Origin of the sequence: Sphingobium sp. LF-16, from assembly GCF_003711185.1 — a bacterium.
Classification (GTDB): Bacteria; Pseudomonadota; Alphaproteobacteria; order Sphingomonadales; family Sphingomonadaceae; genus Sphingobium; species Sphingobium yanoikuyae_A.
This window is the reverse complement of the sequence record NZ_CP029335.1, coordinates 556683-580003: the sequence shown is the minus strand read 5'-3', so window position 1 is coordinate 580003 and position 23321 is coordinate 556683. Positions and strand designations below refer to the sequence as shown.

The following is a 23321-nucleotide window of genomic DNA, read 5'->3' as shown; positions in this document are numbered from 1 at the left end:
TTGCCCCCGATCGCCCTGCCTATTCCAGTGCGTTCTATTCCAGTGCGTTCACGGCCGCGGCAAAGGCATCGCCGCGCGCCTCGAAATCCCGGAACTGGTCGAAACTGGCGCAGGCCGGCGACAGCAGCACGACATCGCCCGGCTGGGCAATACGCGCGGCGCGACGGACGGCGGCGCTCAGCATCTCGCTGTCATCGACCGCCATGTGCGGCCGCAACAGGTCGGCAAACATGTGGCCCGCCTCACCGATGGTGTAGGCATGGGCGATATTGCCATAATAAGGCGCGCATTCGTCCAGATTGTCGGACTTGGCGACACCGCCCAAAATCCAGTGGATGCGCGGCTTGCCATCCTTGGCCGGCCAGGCGCCCAGCGCCGGCGCGGTCGAGGCGGCATTGGTCGCCTTGCTGTCATTGACGTAGAGCACGCCATTATGCGTTCCCACCGCCTGCATCCGGTGCGGCAGGCTGGCATAGCTGGCGAGCGCGGCCATGATGGTCGCGTCATCAATGTCCAATGCCCGGCCGACGGCGATCGCGACCGCGGCATTCTGGGCATTGTGCGGCCCCCGCAGCGACGGCCAGCCAAGCTGAGCCTCCGGATCGATATCGGCGGCCTTCACTTCGCGCAGTTGCGCCGGGGCCGATGCGGCGATGCCACGGCTCGGCTCATCCTCGGTCGCGATGACCGCGACATGGTCGGCCGATTGCATGGCGAACAGCCGCGCCTTCGACGCGACATAGCCGGCAAAACCATTGTAGCGATCAAGATGGTCGGGCGTGATGTTGAGCAGCACAGCGACATCGCAGTCGAGGCTGTGGGTCAGGTCGATCTGGTAGCTGGACAGTTCCAGCACATAGATGCCCACGCCATGCAGGTTCGGCTCCAGCGGCTCCTGCCCCAGGATCGGCAGGCCGATATTGCCGCCCATCCGCGCCGGGAAGCCGGCCTGTTCGATGATGTGATGGATCAGCGCGGTGGTGGTTGACTTGCCGTTGGTGCCGGTGATGCCGACGACCTTGTGCGGCGGCAGCGTCGGCCGGGCGAGCGCGAACAGTTCAATGTCGCCGATGATCGGCACGCCGGCGATCTTCGCCCGCATCGCGATCGGATGCTTGTTGAGCGGCACGCCCGGCGACACGACGATGCCGTCGAAACCGGCCAGGTCGATCTCCATCGGGTCGCCCAATTCAGCCTTGTCGGCGACGGCCGCCCGCGCTTCCTCGCGACTGTCCCAGGCGACGACGCGCGCGCCGCTGGCGACGAGCGTCTCGACCGTGGCCAGCCCCGAACGGGCCAGCCCCAATACGGCGTAGGTCTTCCCCTTGAAGGCCTGCGAAACGATCATCCGCTTACCTCAGCTTCAGCGTGGCGAGGCCGGCGAGTGCCAGCACGAAGGAGATGATCCAGAAGCGGATCACCACGGTCGGTTCGGCCCAGCCAAGCTGTTCGAAATGATGGTGGATCGGCGCCATCTTGAACACGCGCTTGCCGGTCCGCTTGTAGAAGAAGACCTGGATGATGACCGACAGTGCCTCGACCACGAACAGGCCGCCGACGACGCCCAGAACGATTTCATGATGGGCGGTCACCGCGATCACGCCAATCGTGCCACCCAGCGCCAGACTGCCGGTATCGCCCATGAAGACCGCGGCAGGCGGTGCGTTGAACCAGAGGAACGCCAGCCCCGCGCCGATGATCGCCCCGCACAAGATGGTAAGGTTGCCCGCGCCCGGCACATGCGGGATGCCCAGATAGGTGGCGAAGTCCGCGCGGCCAACCAGATAGACGATCGCCATGAACGCCATGCAGGCGATGATGACCGGCATGGTCGCCAGGCCATCGAGCCCGTCGGTCAGGTTCACCGCATTGCCGAAGGCGACGATGACGAAGGCGGCAAACAGGAAATAGAAAGGCCCAAGCTCGATCGCAGGCCCATTGTAGAAGGGCACATAGAGCGCGGTGTTGCCATGTTGGTTGACGATCATCCAGGCGGCGAAACCGGCGATCAGGAACTCGAAGGCCAGGCGCATCTTGGCCGACAGCCCCTTGTGGCTGGCCTTGGTCACCTTGTCATAATCGTCGAGGAAGCCGATCGCGCCGAAACCCAGGGTCACGAACAGACAGGCCCAGACATAGGTGGAGGACAGGTCCATCCACAGCAGCACCGATACGACCATGGAGGTCAGGATCATCAGGCCGCCCATGGTCGGCGTGCCGCGCTTGGCCAGATGGGTCTGCGGCCCGTCGCTGCGGATCGGCTGCCCCTTGCCCTGGCGCACGCGCAGCCAGCCGATGAACTTGGGGCCGATGACGAGGCCGATGATCAGCGCGGTCGCGATCGCCGCGCCCGCCCGGAAGGACAGGTAGCGGATGAGGTTGAAGGCCCCCGCAAAATCCAGGGTCTGGGCAAGCCAGTAGAGCATCAGTCTTTATCTCCGTCGCGGGCGGCATCGCCAAGGGCGGCGACCAGGCGGGACAGCCCGATGCCATTGGAGCCCTTGACCAGGATCGCGTCACCCGCACGCATTTCCTTGTTGATCAGATCGGTGGCCGACGCGGCGTCCGGCACATGGTCGAAGGCGACAAGGCCGCCAAGGGCGTCGGCCAGCGGCGCCATCTCCTCGCCCACCAATATCGCATAGTCGACGCCATTCTCGCTCAACGGTTGCGAGAGTGCGGCGTGCAGTTCGGTGCTGCGGCTGCCCAGTTCGCGCATGCCGCCCAGCACGGCGATGCGGCGGTCGGCCTGCTCGCGCCCCAATTGCTTGAGCGTCGCGGCCATGCTGAGGGGGTTGGCGTTATAGCTTTCGTCGATCAGCAGCGCCTCGCCCCCCGCCACCGGCAGAATGCGGCGCGCACCGCGTCCGGGCAGGCCCGGCATTTCCGCGAGCGCAAGGCCCGCAGCGGCCAGATCGCCGCCCAGCGCCTCGACCGCCGCCAGCACGGCAAGCGAATTGGACACCCAATGGTCGCCCGGCGCGCCGACGGTGAAGCAAAGCTCCACCCCCGGCAGCGCGGCGGTCACCAGCGTGCCACCACCCGGCGCCGGCACGGTATCGCGCACGAAAATATCCGCCTCCGGGCTGAAGCCAAAGGTCAGGATATGATCGGCATGGCGCTCCGCCTTGCCATAGAGGGTCGCGACATGCGGGCTATCATAGGGGATGACAGCGGTGCCGCCCGGCTCCAGCCCCTCGAAAATCTCGGCCTTGGCTTCGGCGATCTTTTCCTCGGTCCCGAAAAATTCGATATGGGCCGGCGCGATGGCGGTGACGATCGCCACGTTCGGGCGCACCTGCCGCGTCAGCGCAGCCAGTTCGCCGGCATGGTTCATGCCCATTTCGAACACGCCATAGGCCGCATCGCGCGGCATCCGCGCCAGGCTCAGCGGCACGCCGACATGGTTGTTATAGCTTTTGACCGACCGATGGACGCCGCCCGGACAGGCCCGTTCAAGGGCATGGAACAGCGCTTCCTTGGTGCCGGTCTTGCCGACCGACCCGGTCACGCCGATGATCTTCGCGCTGCTGCGCTTGCGCGACGCGCGGCCCAGCGCTTCCAGCGCGGCGGCACTGTCGGCCACCAGCACATGGGGATAGTCGACCGGCTCGCTGACAATCGCGCCGGCCGCGCCCTGGGCGAAGGCCTTGTCGACGAATTTGTGGCCGTCGGTCGTTTCGCCCTTCATCGCGACGAACAGGTCACCCGCGCCCACCTCGCGACTGTCGAAGGCTACGCCAGAAACGGCGAACGGCGCCGACACGGCGCCGCCCGTAGCGTCTGCGATCTCGGCCGAGGTCCAGAGATCGCTCACCCCGCGCACTCCCGTGCCACGGTGACATCGTCAAAGGGTAGCACCCGGTCGCCGATGATCTGGCCCTGCTCATGCCCCTTGCCGGCGAGCAGGACGATGTCATCGCCCCCCGCCTGGCCGATGGCGGCGGCGATCGCCGCGCGGCGGCCGCCAATTTCCTCCGCCCCCGGCGCGCCCGCCATCACGGCGGCGCGGATCGCGGAGGGTTCTTCCGAACGGGGATTGTCGTCGGTCACGATGACATGGTCGGCCAGATCGGCGGCAACCTTGCCCATCAGCGGGCGCTTGCCGGCATCGCGATCACCGCCCGCGCCGAACAGCGCGATCAGCTTGCCCCGGGTATGGGGACGCAGTGCCTCGATCGCGGCGCGCAGGCCATCGGGCGTATGGGCATAGTCGACATAGACGGGCGCGCCCGCCTTGCTGATGACCGCGCGTTCCAGACGGCCGCGCACCGGCTGGACCCGACCCAGCAATTCCAGCACCTTGGCGGTATCGCCGCCGGTCGCGATGACCAGACCAGCCGCCGTCAGCGCATTGGCCGCCTGATAGGCGCCGATCAGCGGCAGATTGACCTTGTAGAGCTTGCCATCGGCTTCGATTTCCAGCGTCTGGCCCAACTGGGTCGGGGTGCGGTTGGCAAGACGCAATGCCTGCCCCTGCACCCCGACGCTCAGCACACGAAGCCCCCGCTTCGTAGCCCGCTGGATCGCCTTGTCCGACCATTCATCGTCGGCCCAGATGACGGCCGCGCCGCCATCGCCCACGACTTCGTCGAACAGGCGCATCTTGGCATCGAAATAGCTGTCCATGTCGCCATGATAATCGAGATGATCGCGCGACAGGTTGGTGAAGGCGCCGGCCGCAACCGGCAGCCCCTCGGTGCGATACTGGTCGAGGCCATGGCTCGACGCCTCGAACGCGGCATGGGTGATGCCCTCGCGCTTGAGGCCCGACATGTTGGCGAGGAAGGTGACGATGTCCGGGGTGGTGAGCCCGGTCGACACCTGATCGACCGAGGTGGTGACGCCCAGCGTCCCGATCGAGGCCGACTTGTGACCCAGCATGCGCCACAACTGGCGCGCCAGCTCGACCGTGCTGGTCTTGCCATTGGTGCCGGTGACGGCGACGGTCACATCAGGGAAAGGCGCGAAATAGCGCGCGGCCAGTTGCGCGAACAGGCGGCGGGGATTGGCGTCGGCGATATGCACCGCGCCCTCGACCTTCGCCTCCGGCCGGGCGACGATCGCGACCGCGCCCGCCTTCACCGCATCGGCAATAAAATCCTCGCCATTGACGCGCAGGCCCTGAAAGGCACCGAAGATGGTGCCCGGCGCAACCTTGCGATTGTCGATGGCAAAACCCGTCACGGACGTGTCGAGGCCGGTGTTGCCACCGACCTCGACGCCCAGCTCCTCGATTAGCGACCCGAGGCGCATCACTCTGTCTCCTTGTCGCCGTGCAACAGCGGCATCAAATCCGAAATATCCACGTCCCGCCGCTCGTCCGGCATTACGCCAAGCATCGGCCCGGTGCGCTCCACCACCCGCTTCACCACCGGCGCCGCCGTCCATGCAGCGGTGCGCAGGCCATATTGGCCCGTCGCCTCGTCCATCGTGACGAGAACCACATAGCGGGGATTGTCCATCGGGAAGGCGGAAGCGAAAGTCGTCACCAGCGAAGTCTTGTTGTAGCGCCCTTCCTGGGGCTTTTCAGCGGAACCCGTCTTGCCGCCCACCCGGAATCCCTTGGCGTCGGCGCTACGCCCTGTACCCGCCGACACGATCATCCGCAACAGCTGGCGCATGCGCGCGCTGGTCGCGGCGGAAAAGACCCGGCGCCCCTCGGGCACTTCATCGGCCTTGAGCTTGCGGATCGTCGCCGGGCGCCAGATGCCGCCATTGACCAGCGCCGCATAGGCCGCCGCCAGATGCAGCGGCGTCACCGCGATGCCATGGCCATAGGAGGTGGTCATGCTGGTGATCCGGCCCCAATTGGTCGGCCACAGGCCACCGGCACGCTCATTGAACTCGATCGGCGCACGCTGGTCGAAATCCAGGCTGCGGAACAGCTTCTGCAGCGGCGCGGCGCCCATTTCGTCGGCGATCCGGGCGGTGCCGATATTGGAGCTGTGGACCAGGATTTCCGGCACGTTGATCCAGCGGCCGAGCGAGTGGTCGTCCTTGATGCGGAAGCCGCCAACGGCCAGCGGCGCGGTCGCGTCATAACGCTTGCTCATCGAGGTCACGACGCCGGCGTCCATGGCCGCCGCGATCGACAACGGCTTGAAGGCCGAACCCAGTTCGTAGCGGGCCTGCACCATATGGTTGCAGAGTGGCGATTCGGAGCAGCGCTTGCCGGCATAATTTTGCAGCTTGTTGGGATCGAACACCGGGATCGATGCCATGGCGATCACTTCGCCGGTATTGACGTCCAGGATGATGCCACCGGCACCCTTGGCCCGTGTCTGGACCAGCTGGGCATACAGCTCGCTTTCCAGCGCGCCCTGCACCCGGCTGTCGATCGACATGGCGAAGGGCCGGCTACGCTGCGCCGGATCGATCATCCGATCATTGAACGCGGCCTCCACGCCCATGCCGCCCTTGCCCTCGGCATTGGGCGCAAAGCCGAGAATATGCGCGGCCAGCGTGCGCTGGGGATAGAGACGCTCTTTCTCGCGCGGAAATTCGATGCCGATCTCACCCAGCGCGTTCACCGCCGCCACTTCCTCGGGCAGCGCGCGCCGGCGCAGATAGGCCCAGCCGCGCCCCCTCAGCTTCTTGGCGAACACCGCTTCGGACTCGTCCGGGAAGATTTCGTGCAGCTTGCGCGCCAGTTCGTCGGGATCGCCGATCAGCTTGGACGGGCGCACCGCGATCGAATAGGCGTCCATGGTCCGCGCCAGCGGCACCCCATTGCGGTCGACAATGTCCGCGCGCGCCGGGGTGAAGCCCGACAATCCATCACCATTGCCATTGCCGCTCGCGAAAATGCCGACCCAGGTCAGACGCAGGATCAGCACGGCCGTGATCATCATGAACAGGATCAACAGCAACATCAGGCGATTATGCGCGATCGCCGTCAGGTTGACCCGTTGCCGCCCGGCACGGGCGCCGCCCGGCTGGACGATGATCGTGGCCATTAGCGACCTCCCTTTCGCTCGCGCGCCGCACGCGCACTGAGGTCACCCATGGTGCTGTCGTCCAGCAGCTTGGCATCCAGCATCGCCATGCGCTCGGCCCGGCGCGCGACCGGATTGGGCCGCGACACATCTGCGTCGGCCTTGGCACGCTGTTCAGCCAGTTTCACCGGCGCGGCGGGCTTGGCCAGCTTCTCGACATTGTCGGCGGCATGCGCCTCGCGGATCACGGCGATATCGCTGCGGATCTGGCTGGCGGCGGGGCTGGCCGGCGCGGCCTGCGGCGCGGACGGCAGATCGGCCGGCGTCTCGACCATCGCCACCATCACCGGCGGCGCGACATAGTCCGGGCCATTGGGCTGGACGCCATCCAGATGCGCCAGAGCCTGTTCGCCTGCCAGATACTGGCCGGCGGTCGGCGTCGCATACATGAAGTCGTCCTGGTTCCACCGCTCCAGCTGGCGCATGCTGGCGCGCGCGCTGAACTCGGTTTCCAGATAGCGGATATCGCCGCGCGCCTGCGCGATCTGCATCCGCACCCGCATCACGTCATTGCGCTCGGTCGCGACCTTCAAGGAGACGAGATAGGCGCCAAGCGCACCAAGCGCGACCAGCAACACCCAGATCAGGCTCTGCAATCTCTTGACCGCGATCATGGCCGGGCACTCCGATGGGCATTGGCAACAGGGGCGCCGGTCCGCACGGCGCTGCGCAGGGTGGCGGAACGGGCACGCGGATTGCGCGCCAGTTCCGTTTCGCCAGACTTTACGGCCTTGGCGGGCTTTTCGAATGCAGGCGCAGCCTCGGCCTTCTTCTCGGGCAGGTGGCGCGATCCGCCCGCCTCGCTGCCGCTGCGCTTGCGCAGGAACTGCTTGACGATGCGGTCCTCCAGACTGTGGAAGGTCACGATCGCAAGGCGGCCGCCCGGCTCCAGCAGCGCTTCCGCCGCTTCGAGCGCGCGCTCCAGCTCCTCCAGTTCGCGATTCACATGGATGCGGATCGCCTGGAAGGTGCGGGTCGAGGGGTCCTTCTTGTCGTGCGGCTTGTAGCCCAGCGCCCGGCGCACCACGGCAGCAAGCTGCCCGGTCCGCTCCAGCGGCCGCGCATCGACGATCGCGCGGGCAACCCGGCGCGAACGCGGCTCCTCACCATAGCGATAGATGACGTCGGCAATATCCTCTTCCGCGGCGGTGTTGAGGAAATCGGCCGCGCTCATGCCGCCCTGACTCATCGTCATGTCCAGCGGACCATCCGCCTGGAAGGAAAAGCCGCGTTCGGGCCGGTCGAGCTGCATCGACGACACGCCGATATCCAGCGTGATGCCCGACACGCTGCTGACACCGCGCTCAGCCAACAGCTCCTCCATCCGCGAAAATTCGCCGGGGATCAGCGTGATACCCTTTTCATCGGCCAGCGCCTGCCCTTCCCGGATCGCATCGGGGTCGCGATCAAAGGCAAAGACCTGCGCGCCAGCCGCCGCCATGGCGCTGGAATAGCCGCCCGCGCCGAAGGTGCCGTCGACATGTCGCTCGCCCGGGGTAATGGCGAGCGCATCGAGCACTTCGGTCAGGAGGACGGGGATATGCGGCGCGGCGCTCACTTGCAGCCCTCCGCTGCGCGCTGTTCCAGCCAGCGGCGCACCTTGTTGCGGATCAGCGCCGGGCGATCCGGGCTTTCGACCAGCGCCTCGGGCTTCCAGATCTGGAAATAACGGCCAACGCCATAGAAGAACACGACGTCGGTGATACCGGCCTCTTCCTTGATATCGGGGTGCAGGAAGAAGCGGCCACCCTCGTCGAAATTCACGTCCTCGATCGTGCCCAGGCGATTCTCGCGCTCCAGATCACCATTGAACGGGCGATTGGCGGCGCGCGCCTCGCGCTCCAGCTCATTCACTTCCTCGAACAGGAACAGCTTGTGGGACAGGCCGAAGCCGGTGGCGCAGCCATTGTCCATATGGACCGACAGGCACAGACGGTTTTCGCCGCCGCTCGCCAGCTTCACCTGGCGGCGCATCTCCAGGGGCAACACGAAACGGCCCTTGCCGTCCGCGACGCTGAACGCGTTGCCCGAATAGAGAATGACGTCCGACACGCTGGAAATTCGCCCCTTTTAAGCAGGGCGCAGGCTTCCCGTCGCCGGAACCGCATTTTCGAATCCCGGCGCAAGACTCTCGCAAAGCCTGACTAACCCCAATGTTGGAATATCTACCAAGCATGAGGCGGCCTGCAAAGGGAAATGTTGGGTGAAGTTGGGAAAAGCCGGTCAGAAACGGGATTAACCGTTTTTTACTCCTTTCACCAGCTTATTTTCACTTTTTGTTCTCATGCCATTCCGCCCGCAACGATGGCGCAGCAGCATCAGACCCACTATCGCCCAGCCTGTCCCAGCCAGAAGCGCCGATCGCAGCCCCAGCCGGACATCCGCGACATCGCGCATCCAGCGGCGACCATCCGGCATCTCCGCCCCCAGCCATTGCGCCACCAGCGCCGGCGTATCGGCGCTCCAGGCGCGCGGATCGAGCGGCCGCGCCGGATCGGCCAGCCACAGCCGGTCGTCGATCAGGTCCGCGTCGCCCAGCAGAAGCACCTCCCCGCGGCCGATCCGCAACCGCAACGGAACAGCGCCCTCCTGCCCCTCCAATGACAAGGGCTGCATCCCGGCCATCGTCAAAAGCCGGCCATCGGGCAGGAAATGGCGTATTTCCCGATCGCGCACCGCCCCGCCCCGCACACCCCAATGCGCCAGCAAGGGGCCAAGCGTGCCGACCATCGGCGCCCGGCGCCGGTCACCCAGCGGCAAATCGGACGGCCAGCGCAGACGCGGATCGGTGAACAGCAGCAGCCGGCCGCCATCCCGGACCCAGCGGTCAAGCGCGACCAGCGCCTGCGGCGTCATCGGTCGGGGCTGCGCCAGCAGCAGGACCGGCGCGCCGGATGCGGCCAGTGCCCGCACATCATCGATCGGCCGCACGTCGAACCGGCTGCGCAGCAGCGTCACGATCGGCGCGTCCCGCCTTGTCCCAGCCCAACCCTCTTCCCAGAAGAGCGGCAGCGCGGTGATGACGGCAAGCACCGGACGATCAGGCTGGGAGGAAATGGGACGGGCCGGACCGAAGCCGAGCAGCAGCAGCGCTGCGGCCAATGCGACACATGCCGGCAGCCAGCGCCGCTGCCACAGCAAAGCGCCACCGCCGGCCGCCGCCAGCACCAGCAGCACCAAGCCGATCATGGCCCAGGGATCGGGCATGCGTGCAGCGGCCAGGGCGCAGAAGAGCAGCGCCATCCCGGCGCCACCCAGCCCCACCCACAACGCATGCAGAAAGTCCTGCCGCGCCAGCCACCACCCCGTCGGCACGAGCAACAGCAGCGCCGGCCAGCCCCAGCACCATGGATCCGCCTGCCCGGTGCGCCAGGCAGCCGCCAGACCGGCGAACAGCATCAGCGTCGCCGGCAGCAACAGGGTGAGCAATCGCGAAAGAAAGCGAACGAGCGACATCATCGCCCGTCAGGGCGTCTGCGGCGTGGGTTCCTGGTCCATCGGCTTGCGGATCTTGGGATCGGGCTGCAGATCGGGGACGATCGGCGCCATTTCCGGCGCGGGCTGCACACCCAGTTCGGCGAGCGGCTCCTTGGGCGTGGTGGCGGCGACAGCGGCATTGACGTCGATCGTCGGCACGGCCGGCGGCGCGGACGCAATATCGTCCACCCGCGCCTTGTCGATGACGATGTTCGCCAGCCCGACCAGCAGGACAACGCCTGCCAGGCCGGTCAGCCCTATCTGAACGCGCTGCAACCCCTCCTGTCGGCGGGAATGATCAGCCATGAACATGCTCTATTTTATGCCGCCGCGACCCGTGTCGGCCCGTCAATTGTGCGCGAGCCAGGGGAATATCGTCAAGCCCTTCGATTCGAGCCACTGCCGGTTGTAGAGGGTCGACAGATAGCGGAAGCCGGTATCGCACAGGATTGTCACGATTTTCTTGCCCGGCCCAAGCTGTTTCGCGAGCGCAACGGCACCGGCGACATTGATGCCCGAGGACAGGCCCAGGCACAGTCCCTCCTCGGCCAGCAGGCGGCGGACCCACTCCAGCCCTTCCTCGTCGGAAATGCGGAACTGGGTGTCGATCGGCGCGCCTTCCAGATTGGCGGTGATGCGCCCCTGGCCGATGCCTTCGGCGACCGAATTGCCCTCCGCCTTCAACTCGCCATGGGCGTAGTAATTATAGAGCGCCGCGCCATGGGGATCGGCGAGGCCGATGACGATATTCTCGTCATGCGCCTTGAGGCCCAGGCCCACGCCGGCGATCGTGCCGCCGGTGCCCGCCGCACAGATGAAGCCGTCGATCCGGCCTTCCATCTGGGTCCAGATTTCCTCGGCCGTGCCGACGATATGCGCCTTGCGATTGGCGATATTGTCGAACTGGTTGGCCCAGATCGCCCCTTCCGTCTCCTCGGCCAGGCGGCGCGAGGTGTGGACGAAATGGCCGGGGTTGGAATAGGGCGCCGCCGGCACCGTCACCAGTTCCGCGCCCAGCGCGCGCAGCGTGTCCATCTTTTCCCGGCTCTGCGTCTCGGGCATGACGATGATCGACTTGTACCCCTTGGCATTGGCGACCAGCGCCAGGCCGATGCCGGTATTGCCGGCCGTCCCCTCGACGATCGTGCCGCCGGGCTTCAGCAGCCCCTTCTCCTCGGCATCATTGACGATGAAAAGGGCGGCGCGATCCTTCACCGACGCGCCGGGATTGGCGAATTCGCACTTGGCGTAGATATCGCATCCGGTGGCTTCGGACGGACCGGCGAGACGCACCATCGGGGTATTACCGATCAGGGCGAGGCTATCTTTCTGGAGCAGCATGCACCCCGCATAGCGGAGCCGATACGTGCTTGCCAAGCAAGGGAATGCTGCACCACGAAAAGAGCCGGTTTGCCCCGGCTTTGCGCGCCGGTCGCCCGTCCCCGATCCAGGACCGCCCCTATTCCGTGGAGGAATTGGAAAGGAAAATCGGCTATGGCCAAGGCCGCGCGGCAATCAGGCCCGCTCGATACCGGCTGGATGATGCGGCTTTCGCGACAACAGGAACGATGGATCTGGCATGGCGGCCTGGGCGCACTGGCGCTTGCGGTGCTGGTCGTGCCGCATCTCATCACCGCCGCGCCGCTCGACATGCTGGCCGAGGATCATCATGGCCCCGACCCGGCCGAGCAGGCGGGCGCCAATTTCCCCGGCTCCGCCTTCTTCTATGCCGAGGGCGCCTTCGATCCGGCGCCCGGCGCACTCACCATCCAGAGCCCGCATGTCATGGGCCTGGCCGAGGTCAAGGCAGCGCCGGCCGCCACCTTCCGCGGGCTCACGGCGACCGACAGCTATCGCGCGCTCAACTGCCTGACATCGGCCATCTATTATGAAGCCGGGAACGAGCCAGAGGAGGGCCAGCGCGCCGTGGCACAGGTGGTATTGAACCGCGTGCGCAGCCCGCTCTGGCCCAACAGCGTCTGCGGCGTGGTCTATCAGGGGTCGGAACGCACCGACTTCCACTGCCAGTTCACCTTCAGCTGCGATGGCGCCATGGCCCGCCTGCCCAACGCCGTCGCCTGGGTCCGCGCGCGCGGCATCGCCCAGCAGGCATTGTCGGGCAAAGCCTATGCCCCGGTGGGCCTTGCCACCCATTATCATACGCTGGCCGTCCGCCCGGCCTGGTCCGCCACGCTGCAGCCGGTTGCCGTGATCGGCGCCCATATCTTCTATCGCGGCATGGGCTTCAACGGTACGCCCGCCGCCTTTAGCGACGCCTATCCGGGGCGCGAACTGATATCCGGCCCTGCCCGCCGGATCTGGCCAGTCCAGCCGGTGACGCCCGTCGAACTGATGAGCGCGGGACCGGCAACCGCCTATGTGCCCCTGCCGACGGTCGCGCCCTCCACGCCGGCGACGCAGCCCGCGCCCGCGGCGCCCCTTGCCGCGCCGATCGACAATCTGCCGGAATCGACGATCCGTCCCGAATATCGCAACAGCGGCCGGCCGCTCGGTTGAACCGCACCATCTTTTTGCGCTCGCCCGGCGAGATTATTTTAGGTTAATATCCAATCAACCAGCGAAATGCCTGAAAACAAGGGCAATTAAAATTCGCGATCGGGAGCGGAAATCGGGAACCACCCGCTTTGCCGCTCGTTCTGAATTTCGGATAGCAAATCTTTTGCCCCCCGCTCTTGCTATCCAAAAAATATGAGCCCGGAACGCATCATCCCCCCCCCGACGCGTTCCGGGCTCAGACTTTTTCGGGCCACCCTCCCCCATCGTCGAACCAGCGCCAGCCGGCGGAACCCTTCCCGTCCAGGCGTGTTCTCCAGCGGTCACCGATATGGCTCGCCATGCGGTCGGCCGAATTTCGGAAGGAGAAACCGATGACCAAGACAATCGTCACCGCCCTGCTGCTCACCGGCTCGCTGCTGGTATCCGCCTGCAACACGGTGGAAGGCGCTGGCAGGGACGTGCAGAGCGCCGGCAAGGCCGTCGAGAAGTCGGCCAACTGATCAGATAAAAAGGCCCGCGTTTCGCGGGCCTTTTCTTATGCGGAAACTTCCTCTGCCGCCGCTTCTGCGGCGGCCCGTTTCGCCTGGCTGCGATCGGTGAACCAGATCGCGACCAGCGTGATTTCGTAGAGCAGCAGCAGCGGGATGGCGAGCATCAGCTGCGACACCACATCCGGCGGGGTCAACACCGCGGCCAGGATGAAGGCGCCGACGATCATGTAGCGGCGCATACCCTTGAGCTGGTCACGCGACACAAAGCCGGCCCGGTTGAGCAGCATCAGCAGCACCGGCAGCAGGAAACAGATGCCGAAAGCCAGGATAAACTGCATCACCAGGCCCAGATAGCTGTCCGCGCTCGGCAATGCCTCGATCTGCAGCCCGCTTGCATCCCCCTGATAGCCCAGGAAGAAATGGAAGGCGGTCGGCATCACCACGAAATAGGCCAGGCTCGCGCCCAGCGCGAACAGGAAGGGCGTGGCGATCAGGAACGGCAGCAGCGCCTTCTTTTCCTTCGCATACAGGCCCGGCGCGACGAACGCCCAGAGCTGGTTGGCGATGATCGGAAAGGACAGGCAGAACGCACCGAAGGCCGCGATCTTGATCTGCACGAAAAAGGCTTCGTAGAGTTTGGTGTAGACCAGCTTGCCGCCGGCGTCGCCAAAGGCTTCCTTGAGCGGATGGACCAGGATGGCAAAGAGCTGTTCGGAGAAATAGAAACAGATCCCCCCGGTGATGAACAGCGCATAGACGCATTTGAGCAGGCGGCTGCGCAGCTCGATCAGATGGTCCAGCAAAGGCGCCTTGCTGTCGTCAATCTCGCCGATCATGCCGCCGCATCCCCCTGCTTGGGCGCCACCGGCTCCTCGGCAACATAGGGTGGCTTGTCCGCCACCGGTGGCGGCGCGGCCTCCGCCACATAGGGCGGCGCATCGGCAACGGGGGCCGCCGGCGCTTCCGCCACATAAGGCGGCTTGTCGTCTACAGCCGAAGCAGCGGGCGCATCGCTGGCCGAACCATGCTCGATGACCTGGGTTTCTGGAACCTGGGTCTCGGGCGGATGCTCGGCCATGATGCGCTTATTCTGCTCGGCCCATTTCTTTTCCAGCTCTTCCAGCTCAACTTCCCGCACCATGGCATCGATGCCGGTGCGGAAATGCCGGGCCATGCCCTGGGCCTTCCCCACGATCTGCCCCACCTTGTAGAGCGCGCGCGGAAGATCCTTCGGGCCGATCACGATCACCGCAATGATCACGATCACCAGAAATTCGGTCGAATCGATGCCAAACATGCGCGACTACCAGCCTGCGTTAGAGATCAGGCCTTGGTCTTTTCTTCGGTTGCGCTCGGCGCATCCTGTTCGGGCACGCGATGACCCTCGATCCGGGTCGCGGGCTTTGCCGGCGTCGCGTCGTCCTCGTCGTCGGCCATGCCCTTCTTGAAGCTCTTGATGCCCTTGGCCACGTCACCCATCAGGCCGGAAATCCGGCCGCCACCGAACAGCAGCATGACGACCAGGAGCACGATCACCCAGTGCATCAGCGAGAAAGAACCCATTTTCACATACTCCTGAAAGGAGGCCTTTCTAGGCCTCTTCCTCATCCTTTTCCAGAACGGATTGACCGCCCAGACCCTCCAGCGCCAAATCCACCGGATCCAGCAACCCCGCAGCCCGCAAATCGTCCAGACCCGGCAAGTCCCGGCGGCTGCTAAGGCCAAAATGTGACAGAAACTCTACGCTGGTCGCATAGATGAGCGGGCGACCCGGCACTTCGCGCCGCCCCACCGGACGCACCCAGCCAGCCTCCATCAGCACATCCAGCGTGCCCTTGGCCACCTGAACCCCGCGAATCGCCTCGATCTCCGCGCGGCTCACCGGCTCATGATAGGCGATGATCGCCAGCGTCTCCATCGCGGCGCGGGACAGCTTGCGCGTCTCGTCCCGTTCCCGCCGCAGGATATGCGCCAGGTCGGCCGCCGTCTGGAAATGCCAGCGCCCGCCCCGCTCGACCAGATTGACGCCGCGCCCGGCATAATCCTGCGCCAGCCCGGCCAGCGTCGCGGGCAGATCACCGCCATCGCCGACATGGGCGCGCAGTTCGGCAGGCGTCAGCGGCTCCTCCGACGCGAACAAGGCCGCCTCCACCGCGCGCGCGAAATCATCCATCTCCCGGATCACCGCAACTGCTCCCATTGATCGCCCGACAGCGCCGCCCGCAGATAGATCGGCTCGAATATTCCGTCCTGCCTTATGTCCACCCGCCCCTGCTTGGCCAGTTCCAGCATCGCCACGAAGCTGCTGGCCAGCGCCGATTTCGCCATCGGTCCGTCGCGATCGTCGGGCAGGAAGGATTCCAGGGTCGTCCAGTCGAGCGCCGATCCGACCAGCGCACTCACCCGCTGGATCGCCTCGTCGAGGGTCATCACCGGCCGCACCGCAACCATATGCACCACCGGCTGGTTACGCGCGCGGATCTGGCCATAGGCCTGGATCAGATCATAAAGGCTGGCGCTCCACTTCGCCCGCCGCACCATGTGCAGCCCCTCGGGCCGGGGGCGGACGAACACGTCGCGCCCGATTCGATCGCCGGCCATCAGTCGCGCGCCGGCCTCGCGCATGGCGTGCAGCCGTTGCAGCCGCAATTGCAGCCGCAGCGCCATTTCCTCGGGACTGGGCTCGGGCTGCGCTTCCTTGGGCAGCAGCATCGCCGATTTGAGATAGGCGAGCCACGCCGCCATCACCAGATAGTCGGCCGCCAGTTCCAGCTTCAGCTGCCGCGCGCCATCTACATAGGCCAGATATTGCTCGACCAGCGCCAGGATGGAGATTTCGCGCAGGTCGACCTTCTGCGTCCGCGCCAGCGCCAGCAACAGGTCGAGCGGCCCCTCCCAGCTTTCGAAGCTGACGGTCAGGACCTCGGCGGGCGTCGCGGCCGGGGCGGTGAAGAGATCGTCCATCGCCCCCGCGTCCGCGATCAGGCCGGAACCAGCGCCAGCAACGTGTCGCGGGTCGCCAGCAACTCCTCGAACGGCGGCAGGTCGGCGACATGGGCCGAGCCCATCGCCCGATCGAGCCGCGCCTGCGCCGCCGGCGTGATCTCCGGCAGCAGATTGGCGATGCCGACCATATCGTCCATCCGCCCCCAGCAATTGAGCGCCAGGTCGCACCCGGCCGCGACCACGCCGGCGGCCAGTTCCGGAATCGAGCCCTTGAGCGCCTTCATGTCGAGATCGTCGGACATCAGCAGCCCGTCAAAGCCGATGCGCTGGCGAATAATCTCCTCGATCACGATCGGCGACAGGCTGGCCGGCCGATCGGCATCCCAGGCGGTGTAGACGACATGGGCCGTCATGCCCATCGGTGCGTCCTTGAGCGCGCGGAACGGCGCCAGGTCGGTGTCCAGTTCCTCCGTCCCGGCATGGACGACCGGCAGTTCCAGATGGCTGTCGACCAGCGCGCGGCCATGGCCGGGCATATGCTTGACGATGCCCACCACATTGCCGTCGGCCAGCCCCTCGATCACGGCGCGACCAAGCGCCGCGACGCGCATCGGTTCGGCGCCCAGCGTCCGGTCGCCCATGATGTCGCTTGCGCCCGCCTGCCGCACGTCCAGCAGCGGCAGCGCATCGACCGTGATGCCAACCTCCGCCAGCATCAGCGCCAGAGCCCGCGCATTGGCCCGCGCCGCCGCGATCGCGCTGGACGGCGCAATGTCATAGAGATGATCGAACACCGCGCCGGCGGGAAAGCTGGGCCAGACCGGCGCCTGCATCCGCGCGACCCGGCCGCCCTCCTGATCGATCATGATCAGCAGGTCGTCGCGCCCGTGCAGCGCGCGCAGTTCGTCGGTCAGCGCCCGCACCTGCGCGCGATCGGCGATGTTGCGCTTGAACAAGATATAGCCGGCCGGCTGCGCCTCGGCAAAGAAGGCGCGCTCGTCGGCGGTCAGGGTTTCGCCGGATAGGCCGAAGATGACGGGTTTCATGACGCCGATGCTAATGACTAAGGCGCGGGCTGTCGACGCCCGCGCCCTGTTTGGGTCAATTGACGATGATGCAGCTTTCGCCCGCGACCTTCAGCTTGCCGCAAACGGTGCCCGCCTGCCCGCCGGCGCTGGCGCGCAGACGATAGACGGTGCTGCCGCCCACTTCGGCCGGCTCGACCGACATGGCGAGCGGCGCCAGATAGGCAAAGCGCTTCGACAGGCGGCCCCAGGCATCCTTGGCGCCCGACGCACTGCCATAGGCGCCCAGCTGGATGACGCCGCTGCCAGCCGCCTTGGGCGCGGCTGCCTTGGGCGCGGCCCTGGTCTCGTCCTCGACCTTGGCGGTGACGCTCTGCGCCGGCTTGGCCGGAACAGCGGGCTTGGTGCCTGCGGGGGCAGCGCCGGTCGGGGTGATCGGCGCCTCGGGCACGCGGCTCGGATCGATCTGGCCATCGCGGGCCACGCCCTCGCTCGCGGCGAAGCTGGCATCGCCCTCGCCCTGGAACTTCTTGGCGTCCGCTTCCTTGGCCGCGATCTTGTAGTCGCCCTGCGGCGCGGCGATCAGCTGCCCCTCGCCCGCGCCGCCGTCGTTGCGGTTCTGCAGCCACCACATGCCCGCGACCACAGCGCCGATCAGCACCAGCCCCAGGATGATGAGGCCCAGCAGGCGCAGCGGCGAAATCCGCTCCTCATCCGCCTCGTCGAGCGCAGGCTCCAGCCAGGGCAGCCGGTCCTCGTCATCGAGGTCAAGTCGCCCACGTGCATAGTCACCCATTATCGAAACTCCGCTCGGCTCACTGCATTTCGGTCAGCGCGACCACGCCCATCAGGGCAAGGCCGTTGCGGATGATCTGCCCGATTCCGCGGCTCAAGAAAAGCCGGGCCGAGGTGAGCGCCGGATCGTCCGCCAGCACCACGCGCGCGCGCGGATCATCATTGCCCATATTCCACCAGCCATGGAATGCCGAAGCCAAGTCATTGAGATAGAAGGCAATACGATGCGGTTCGCGAGCCTGCGCCGATCCTTCGACGACGCGCGGGAACTGCGCTGCCAGCTTCACCAGGCTCAGCTCCGCCGTCCCAAGCAGGGACAGGTCAGGCGCGGGAAGGTCGATCCCGGCCTCCTCTGCACGGCGGCCGAGCGAGGAAATGCGGGCATGGGCATATTGCACATAGAAGACCGGATTGTCCTTCGAAGCTTCCACCACCTTGGCGAAATCGAAGTCCATCTGGGCATCGGCCTTACGCGTCAGCATGGTGAAGCGGACGACATCCTTGCCCACTTCGCGCACGACATCGGCCAGCGTCACGAAATTGCCGGCGCGCTTGGACATCTTCACCGGTTCGCCATCGCGCAGCAGGCGGACCATCTGGATGAGCTTCACGTCGAACCGCGCCTTGCCCTCGGTCAGGGCGGCGACGGCGGCCTGGATGCGCTTCACCGTGCCGGCATGGTCCGCGCCCCAGATGTCGATCAGTTGATCGGCCGATTGCGCCTTCTGGAAATGATAGGCCATGTCGGCGCCGAAATAGGTCCAGCTGCCATTCGACTTCTTGATCGGCCGATCCTGGTCGTCGCCGAACTTGGTCGAACGGAACAGCGGCAGCTCCACCGGCTCCCAATCGTCGGGCAATTCGCCCTTGGGCGCTTCCAGCACGCCGTCATAGACCAGGTCATGGGCGCGCAGCCAGGCCTCGGCCTCGGCCGGCTTGCCTGCCGCCTGCAGTTCGGCCTCCGATGAGAAAATGTCATGATGGATGCCCAGCAGCGCGAGATCGCTGCGGATCATGTCCATCATCTTTGCCACGGCAAAGGTGCGGAACAGGACCAGCCAGTCGCCTTCCGGCGCGCCAACGAACTTGTCGCCATATTCGGCGGCCAGCGCCTGACCCACCGGCACCAGATAATCGCCCGGATAAAGCCCCTCGGGGATCGCGCCGACATCCTCGCCCAGCGCTTCGCGGTAGCGGACATGCGCCGAGCGGGCGAGCACATCGACCTGGCCGCCGGCATCATTGATATAATATTCGCGGATCACCTTGTGCCCGGCATATTCCAGCAGGGTGGCGAGCGCGTCACCGACCACCGCGCCGCGGCAATGGCCCATATGCATGGGACCGGTGGGGTTGGCCGAGACATATTCGACGTTCACGGTCGTGCCCGCGCCGAAATCGGACCGGCCATAATCGGCGGCTTCGGCATGGATCGCCGCCAGTTCGGCGCGCCAGGTCGGGTCGGTCAGGGTCAGGTTGATGAAGCCGGGGCCGGCGATGCTGGCTACCTCGACCTCGTCCAGCGCCTGCAGCTTGGTCACGATCGCATCGGCCAGCGCGCGCGGATTGGTGCCGGCGGGCTTGGCCAGCACCATCGCGGCGTTGGTGGCCAGGTCGCCATGGCTGGGATCGCGCGGCGGCTCCACCGTCACCGGCTTGCGGTTGAGGCCGGCGGGCAGCGTGCCTTCAGCCTCCAGCGCGTCGAGCACGGCATCGAGATGGGCGGTGAAACGGGTGTAAAGGGACACGGGCATTTCCTTCAACTCCGTTCGCCCTGAGCGAAGTCGAAGGGCCAGGCTGAACGGAGTGAAGCACTTCGCTTCGCTCAGTGGCGGGCTTCGACTTCGCTCAGCCCGAACGGAAACAAATCAACGGGCTTAACGGGTCGCGTTATATTTGAGCTGATCCTGGGTCAGATTGAAACCCACGAGCAGCTCGAAGCTGGTTCGCTGCAGCGCCGCCTTGACGTCCGGCTGGGCGAAGGGGTCGATCGCGGCATCCGCGTCGCCTGCCTTGCGCTTCTGCGTGATCTTCTGCTGAATTTCCGGCGGCAGCGTGGCCGATGCCTTGTCGACATAGGAACCGGCCGTCGCGGTCGCGGTCGCGCGATATTCGCCCGGCGCGAAGTTCAACGTCACCTGGCCGATCCGCTTGGCGACGACGGCGCTGCCGCCGCGCACGATCGCCGAGAAATAGGGCAAGGTCACCTGGCGCGCGGCGCTGGCGTCGTTGCGACGCGCATTCACCACGAAGGTCGCCTGGGTATAAAGCTGGGCGCCATCGGAACAGGTCGAGCGCAGATCGGTGATGTTCGCCACCACGTCGATCGCGGAAGCATCGCGGCTCTGGGCCGGATTGAACAGGGTCACGTCACCGGTATAGGCCGGGATTGCAGCCACCGGGCAAGCCGAACGCACCGTGACGATACCGCCCGTCGGGTCGATTTCCCCCCGACGAGAACAGCCGGCAAGGGCAAGGGCGAGCATTCCGGTCAACGCAATTCGGGACAATGTCACAGGCAGCAATTCCTCAGCATGCCCCTTGGACAGAGGCGTCCGGCTTCCTTATCCATCCCCCGCCGCCCACGCAACACAAAGCGCGGTGATTTGCGTTGGCCCTTCCTTCGGGCGCGACATTGCCCTAAGCCGCGCCCATGACGCAGAGCCCCGCCCCTCGCCCGCCGATGACCCTGTTGATCGCTGCCCCGCGCGGCTTCTGTGCCGGTGTCGACCGCGCCATCATCATCGTCGAGCGCGCGATCGAGAAATATGGCGCGCCGGTCTATGTCCGCCATGAAATCGTCCACAACAAGTTCGTGGTCGACAGCCTGAAGGCCAAGGGCGCGATCTTCGTCGAGGAACTGGACCAGGTGCCCGACGGCGTGCCGGTGGTCTTTTCCGCCCATGGCGTGCCCAAGGCGGTGCCGGCCAAGGCGGAGGAGCGCGGCCTCGACTATCTCGACGCCACCTGCCCGCTGGTCAGCAAGGTGCATCGCCAGGCCGAACGCATGGTGACCGCCGGTCGCCACATCCTGTTCATCGGCCACAAGGGCCATCCGGAAGTGATCGGCACCTTCGGCCAGGTGCCCGAGGGGACGATGACGCTGATCGAGACGGTCGAGGATGCCGAAGCGCTGGCGCCTGTTGACGCCGACAATCTCGCCTTCCTGACCCAGACGACCCTGTCAGTGGACGACACCGCCGCGATCGTCGCCACGCTGGAGCGCCGCTTCCCCGCGATCATCGCGCCCAAGGGCGAGGATATCTGCTACGCGACATCGAACCGCCAGACGGCGGTCAAGGCGATCGCTGCCCGCTGCGACGCCGTCTATGTGATCGGCGCGCCCAACAGCTCCAACTCGCTGCGCCTGGTCGAGGTCGCCGAGCGTGAGGGCACCCCCGCCCGCCTGATCCAGCGCGCCGAGGAGATCGACTTTGCCTGGCTGGAGGGCGTGACGACGCTCGGCCTCACCGCCGGCGCCTCCGCGCCCGAAATATTGGTGCGCGAAGTCGTCGACCGGATTGCGGAGCGCTTCGCCGTGACCGAGGAACAGGTGGAAACAGCGCAGGAGAATATCTCCTTCAAGCTGCCGCGCGGACTGGAGGTCGCATAACCCCCATGGCCGTTTATACGCACGTTCCCGCCGAAGAGATTGATGCCTTCCTCAGCCGCTATGATGCCGGCCGGCTAGTGTCCGCCAAGGGCATCGCCGAAGGGGTGGAAAACAGCAATTATCTGCTCGAAACCACCGCACATGACGGAAGCGGCCACCGCTATATCCTGACCCTCTATGAAAAGCGGGTGGATGAGGCGGACCTGCCCTTCTTCATGGACCTGCTCGACCATCTGGGCGCGCGCGGCTGTCTGGTGCCGCGCTTCATCGCCGACACCGATGGCAAGCGGCTGCAACAGCTGGGCGGGCGCCCGGCCTGCCTGATCGAGTTTCTGACCGGCATTTCCGTGACCGAACCGACCCCGGCCCAGGCGCGCGCCTGCGGCGTGGCGCTGGGCGAACTGCACAGGGCGGCGCAGGGTTTTGCCGGCGAGCGGCGCAATGCGCTGGACAAGGATGGCTGGCACGCGCTGGCGGCCAAGTGCGGCGATGACTTCGACCAGATCGCGCCGGGCCTTGGCGCCCGCGTGGCGGAGGAACTGGCCTTTCTCGACGCCCATTGGCCGGCCGACCTGCCGCGTTCGGTGATCCATGCCGACCTGTTCCCGGACAATGTCCTGATGCTGGGCGATGAAGTCACCGGCCTCATCGACTTCTATTTCAGCTGCACCGACATTCGCGCCTATGATCTGGCCGTCACCCACAGCGCCTGGTGCTTCAGCAATGACGGCGCCACCTGGTATGGCGACCGCGCGGTCGCGATCGGCGCGGGCTATGGCGAGGCCCATGGCCTGACCGATGCGGAACGGGCCGCCTTCCCGATCCTGTGCCGCGGCGCAGCGCTGCGCTTCCTGCTGACCCGCGCCTATGACTGGATCAACACGCCCGCCGATGCACTGGTGACCCGCAAGGATCCGCTCGCCTATCTGCGCCGCATGGATTTCTACGCCAAGGCCGACCCGGCGGAGCTGCTCGGCGCATGAGCGACCTGCCGCAAGTCCAGATCTTCACCGACGGCGCGTGCAAGGGCAATCCTGGTCCGGGCGGCTGGGGCGCGGTGCTGCGCTTTGGCGACCAGGAGAAGGAAATCTTCGGCGGCGAGGCGATGACCACCAACAACCGAATGGAGATGATGGCCGCGGTCGAGGCGCTCAACACGCTCAAGAAGCCGTGCGAGGTGACGCTCTACACCGACAGCAAATATGTCATGGACGGCATCACCAAATGGATCTTCGGCTGGCAGAAGCGCGGCTGGAAGACCGCCGACAACAAGCCGGTCAAGAATGTCGAGATCTGGCAGGAACTGGTGAAGGCCGCCGCCCGGCACAAACTGACATGGCAATGGGTCAAAGGCCATGCCGGCCACCCGGAAAATGAGCGGGCCGATGCCCTCGCCTGCGCCGCGGCGGAAAGCTTCCGCAAATAGGATACGGACGGGGAGGTCACCCTCCCCGCGCCG

Annotated in this window: 25 protein-coding genes; 5 read left to right on the top strand and 20 right to left on the bottom strand. The window is 66.0% G+C overall.

Features of this window, described 5'->3' with window-relative positions; genetic code table 11:
* Positions 1-34: 34 nt before the first annotated feature.
* From murD to DIZ22_RS02810, 11 genes are all read right to left on the bottom strand, one after another.
* Complete coding sequence (gene murD, locus DIZ22_RS02860) at positions 35-1348, bottom strand: UDP-N-acetylmuramoyl-L-alanine--D-glutamate ligase (protein ID WP_048938799.1); 1314 nt, start codon at positions 1346-1348, stop codon at positions 35-37.
* A gap of 4 nt (positions 1349-1352) precedes the next feature.
* Positions 1353-2426 carry a phospho-N-acetylmuramoyl-pentapeptide-transferase gene (gene mraY / locus DIZ22_RS02855; RefSeq protein ID WP_037510490.1) on the bottom strand — a complete coding sequence of 358 codons (1074 nt, stop codon included), beginning with the start codon at positions 2424-2426 and terminating at the stop codon, positions 1353-1355.
* Positions 2426-3817 carry a UDP-N-acetylmuramoyl-tripeptide--D-alanyl-D-alanine ligase gene (gene murF / locus DIZ22_RS02850; RefSeq protein ID WP_048938798.1) on the bottom strand — a complete coding sequence of 464 codons (1392 nt, stop codon included), beginning with the start codon at positions 3815-3817 and terminating at the stop codon, positions 2426-2428. Before murF ends, mraY begins: the two co-directional genes overlap by 1 nt.
* A complete protein-coding gene (locus DIZ22_RS02845; RefSeq protein WP_010336273.1) occupies positions 3814-5256 on the bottom strand; it encodes a UDP-N-acetylmuramoyl-L-alanyl-D-glutamate--2,6-diaminopimelate ligase in 1443 nt (480 codons plus the stop codon). Before DIZ22_RS02845 ends, murF begins: the two co-directional genes overlap by 4 nt.
* Complete coding sequence (locus tag DIZ22_RS02840) at positions 5256-6959, bottom strand: penicillin-binding protein 2 (RefSeq protein ID WP_004207965.1); 1704 nt, start codon at positions 6957-6959, stop codon at positions 5256-5258. The genes DIZ22_RS02845 and DIZ22_RS02840 overlap by 1 nt, the downstream gene beginning before the upstream one ends.
* Complete coding sequence (locus DIZ22_RS02835) at positions 6959-7612, bottom strand: hypothetical protein (RefSeq protein WP_004207966.1); 654 nt, start codon at positions 7610-7612, stop codon at positions 6959-6961. Before DIZ22_RS02835 ends, DIZ22_RS02840 begins: the two co-directional genes overlap by 1 nt.
* Complete coding sequence (rsmH, locus tag DIZ22_RS02830; protein ID WP_122927885.1) at positions 7609-8556, bottom strand: 16S rRNA (cytosine(1402)-N(4))-methyltransferase RsmH; 948 nt, start codon at positions 8554-8556, stop codon at positions 7609-7611. The genes DIZ22_RS02835 and rsmH overlap by 4 nt, the downstream gene beginning before the upstream one ends.
* A complete protein-coding gene (locus DIZ22_RS02825; RefSeq protein ID WP_048938795.1) occupies positions 8553-9050 on the bottom strand; it encodes an MraZ protein in 498 nt (165 codons plus the stop codon). The genes rsmH and DIZ22_RS02825 overlap by 4 nt, the downstream gene beginning before the upstream one ends.
* A 183-nt stretch (positions 9051-9233) precedes the next feature.
* Positions 9234-10457 (bottom strand): Gldg family protein, encoded by a 1224-nt coding sequence (locus tag DIZ22_RS02820; RefSeq protein ID WP_048938794.1) that lies wholly within the window; start codon positions 10455-10457, stop codon positions 9234-9236.
* Positions 10458-10463: 6 nt separating this feature from the next.
* Positions 10464-10781, bottom strand: a complete 318-nt coding sequence (locus tag DIZ22_RS02815) for a hypothetical protein (protein WP_004207970.1) — start codon at positions 10779-10781, stop codon at positions 10464-10466.
* Positions 10782-10823: 42 nt separating this feature from the next.
* The gene (locus DIZ22_RS02810; protein WP_037510479.1) at positions 10824-11816 is read right to left on the bottom strand and encodes a cysteine synthase A; all 993 of its coding nucleotides are present in this window, start codon (positions 11814-11816) and stop codon (positions 10824-10826) included.
* Positions 11817-12014: 198 nt separating this feature from the next.
* Here DIZ22_RS02810 and DIZ22_RS02805 point away from each other — a divergent pair, with 198 nt between their 5' ends.
* Both DIZ22_RS02805 and DIZ22_RS02800 read left to right on the top strand, forming a co-directional pair.
* Positions 12015-12992 carry a cell wall hydrolase gene (locus DIZ22_RS02805; RefSeq protein WP_122928745.1) on the top strand — a complete coding sequence of 326 codons (978 nt, stop codon included), beginning with the start codon at positions 12015-12017 and terminating at the stop codon, positions 12990-12992.
* Positions 12993-13363: 371 nt separating this feature from the next.
* Positions 13364-13492 (top strand): entericidin A/B family lipoprotein, encoded by a 129-nt coding sequence (locus tag DIZ22_RS02800; RefSeq protein ID WP_004207973.1) that lies wholly within the window; start codon positions 13364-13366, stop codon positions 13490-13492.
* A 35-nt stretch (positions 13493-13527) separates the two neighbouring features.
* Here the strand turns inward: DIZ22_RS02800 and tatC are convergent, their stop codons facing one another.
* From tatC to DIZ22_RS02755, 9 genes are all read right to left on the bottom strand, one after another.
* On the bottom strand, positions 13528-14319 hold the full coding sequence (tatC, locus tag DIZ22_RS02795) for a twin-arginine translocase subunit TatC (RefSeq protein ID WP_017501221.1): 792 nt from the start codon (positions 14317-14319) through the stop codon (positions 13528-13530).
* Positions 14316-14780 carry a translocase gene (locus DIZ22_RS02790; RefSeq protein WP_048938792.1) on the bottom strand — a complete coding sequence of 155 codons (465 nt, stop codon included), beginning with the start codon at positions 14778-14780 and terminating at the stop codon, positions 14316-14318. Before DIZ22_RS02790 ends, tatC begins: the two co-directional genes overlap by 4 nt.
* Positions 14781-14806: 26 nt before the next feature.
* Complete coding sequence (locus DIZ22_RS02785) at positions 14807-15046, bottom strand: twin-arginine translocase TatA/TatE family subunit (RefSeq protein ID WP_004207976.1); 240 nt, start codon at positions 15044-15046, stop codon at positions 14807-14809.
* A gap of 28 nt (positions 15047-15074) precedes the next feature.
* The gene (scpB, locus tag DIZ22_RS02780; protein WP_004207977.1) at positions 15075-15668 is read right to left on the bottom strand and encodes an SMC-Scp complex subunit ScpB; all 594 of its coding nucleotides are present in this window, start codon (positions 15666-15668) and stop codon (positions 15075-15077) included.
* Positions 15665-16447: a ScpA family protein gene (locus tag DIZ22_RS02775; protein WP_004207978.1), complete on the bottom strand. Its 783-nt coding sequence runs from the start codon at positions 16445-16447 to the stop codon at positions 15665-15667. The genes scpB and DIZ22_RS02775 overlap by 4 nt, the downstream gene beginning before the upstream one ends.
* A 17-nt stretch (positions 16448-16464) precedes the next feature.
* Positions 16465-17475, bottom strand: coding sequence for a beta-N-acetylhexosaminidase (gene nagZ / locus DIZ22_RS02770; RefSeq protein ID WP_048938791.1), 1011 nt, complete (start codon positions 17473-17475; stop codon positions 16465-16467).
* A gap of 55 nt (positions 17476-17530) precedes the next feature.
* Positions 17531-18250: an SPOR domain-containing protein gene (locus DIZ22_RS02765; RefSeq protein ID WP_048938790.1), complete on the bottom strand. Its 720-nt coding sequence runs from the start codon at positions 18248-18250 to the stop codon at positions 17531-17533.
* Positions 18251-18269: 19 nt separating this feature from the next.
* Positions 18270-19997 (bottom strand): arginine--tRNA ligase, encoded by a 1728-nt coding sequence (gene argS / locus DIZ22_RS02760; protein WP_048938805.1) that lies wholly within the window; start codon positions 19995-19997, stop codon positions 18270-18272.
* 129 nt (positions 19998-20126) lie between these two features.
* A complete protein-coding gene (locus DIZ22_RS02755; RefSeq protein ID WP_010336260.1) occupies positions 20127-20735 on the bottom strand; it encodes a hypothetical protein in 609 nt (202 codons plus the stop codon).
* Positions 20736-20902: 167 nt separating this feature from the next.
* Between DIZ22_RS02755 and ispH the strand changes: the two genes are divergently transcribed.
* From ispH to rnhA, 3 genes are read left to right on the top strand one after another with little or no spacing between them, the layout of a single operon-like run.
* A complete protein-coding gene (gene ispH, locus DIZ22_RS02750; RefSeq protein ID WP_048938789.1) occupies positions 20903-21862 on the top strand; it encodes a 4-hydroxy-3-methylbut-2-enyl diphosphate reductase in 960 nt (319 codons plus the stop codon).
* 5 nt (positions 21863-21867) lie between these two features.
* Positions 21868-22845 (top strand): homoserine kinase, encoded by a 978-nt coding sequence (thrB, locus tag DIZ22_RS02745; protein ID WP_048938788.1) that lies wholly within the window; start codon positions 21868-21870, stop codon positions 22843-22845.
* Positions 22842-23288, top strand: coding sequence for a ribonuclease HI (gene rnhA / locus DIZ22_RS02740; RefSeq protein WP_048938787.1), 447 nt, complete (start codon positions 22842-22844; stop codon positions 23286-23288). The genes thrB and rnhA overlap by 4 nt, the downstream gene beginning before the upstream one ends.
* Positions 23289-23321: the final 33 nt, after the last annotated feature.

Bases quoted from the DNA above. Each gene is read 5' to 3' on its own strand.
- murD (WP_048938799.1), bottom strand. From the start codon at position 1,348: ATGATCGTTTCGCAGGCCTTCAAGGGGAAGACCTACGCCGTATTGGGG.
- mraY (WP_037510490.1), bottom strand. From the start codon at position 2,426: ATGCTCTACTGGCTTGCCCAGACCCTGGATTTTGCGGGGGCCTTCAAC.
- DIZ22_RS02845 (WP_010336273.1), bottom strand. From the start codon at position 5,256: ATGCGCCTCGGGTCGCTAATCGAGGAGCTGGGCGTCGAGGTCGGTGGC.
- DIZ22_RS02840 (WP_004207965.1), bottom strand. From the start codon at position 6,959: ATGGCCACGATCATCGTCCAGCCGGGCGGCGCCCGTGCCGGGCGGCAA.
- DIZ22_RS02835 (WP_004207966.1), bottom strand. From the start codon at position 7,612: ATGATCGCGGTCAAGAGATTGCAGAGCCTGATCTGGGTGTTGCTGGTC.
- DIZ22_RS02820 (WP_048938794.1), bottom strand. From the start codon at position 10,457: ATGATGTCGCTCGTTCGCTTTCTTTCGCGATTGCTCACCCTGTTGCTG.
- DIZ22_RS02815 (WP_004207970.1), bottom strand. From the start codon at position 10,781: ATGGCTGATCATTCCCGCCGACAGGAGGGGTTGCAGCGCGTTCAGATA.
- DIZ22_RS02810 (WP_037510479.1), bottom strand. From the start codon at position 11,816: ATGCTGCTCCAGAAAGATAGCCTCGCCCTGATCGGTAATACCCCGATG.
- DIZ22_RS02805 (WP_122928745.1), top strand. From the start codon at position 12,015: ATGATGCGGCTTTCGCGACAACAGGAACGATGGATCTGGCATGGCGGC.
- DIZ22_RS02800 (WP_004207973.1), top strand. From the start codon at position 13,364: ATGACCAAGACAATCGTCACCGCCCTGCTGCTCACCGGCTCGCTGCTG.
- tatC (WP_017501221.1), bottom strand. From the start codon at position 14,319: ATGATCGGCGAGATTGACGACAGCAAGGCGCCTTTGCTGGACCATCTG.
- DIZ22_RS02790 (WP_048938792.1), bottom strand. From the start codon at position 14,780: ATGTTTGGCATCGATTCGACCGAATTTCTGGTGATCGTGATCATTGCG.
- DIZ22_RS02785 (WP_004207976.1), bottom strand. From the start codon at position 15,046: ATGGGTTCTTTCTCGCTGATGCACTGGGTGATCGTGCTCCTGGTCGTC.
- DIZ22_RS02775 (WP_004207978.1), bottom strand. From the start codon at position 16,447: ATGGACGATCTCTTCACCGCCCCGGCCGCGACGCCCGCCGAGGTCCTG.
- nagZ (WP_048938791.1), bottom strand. From the start codon at position 17,475: ATGAAACCCGTCATCTTCGGCCTATCCGGCGAAACCCTGACCGCCGAC.
- DIZ22_RS02765 (WP_048938790.1), bottom strand. From the start codon at position 18,250: ATGGGTGACTATGCACGTGGGCGACTTGACCTCGATGACGAGGACCGG.
- DIZ22_RS02755 (WP_010336260.1), bottom strand. From the start codon at position 20,735: ATGCTCGCCCTTGCCCTTGCCGGCTGTTCTCGTCGGGGGGAAATCGAC.
- ispH (WP_048938789.1), top strand. From the start codon at position 20,903: ATGACGCAGAGCCCCGCCCCTCGCCCGCCGATGACCCTGTTGATCGCT.
- thrB (WP_048938788.1), top strand. From the start codon at position 21,868: ATGGCCGTTTATACGCACGTTCCCGCCGAAGAGATTGATGCCTTCCTC.
- rnhA (WP_048938787.1), top strand. From the start codon at position 22,842: ATGAGCGACCTGCCGCAAGTCCAGATCTTCACCGACGGCGCGTGCAAG.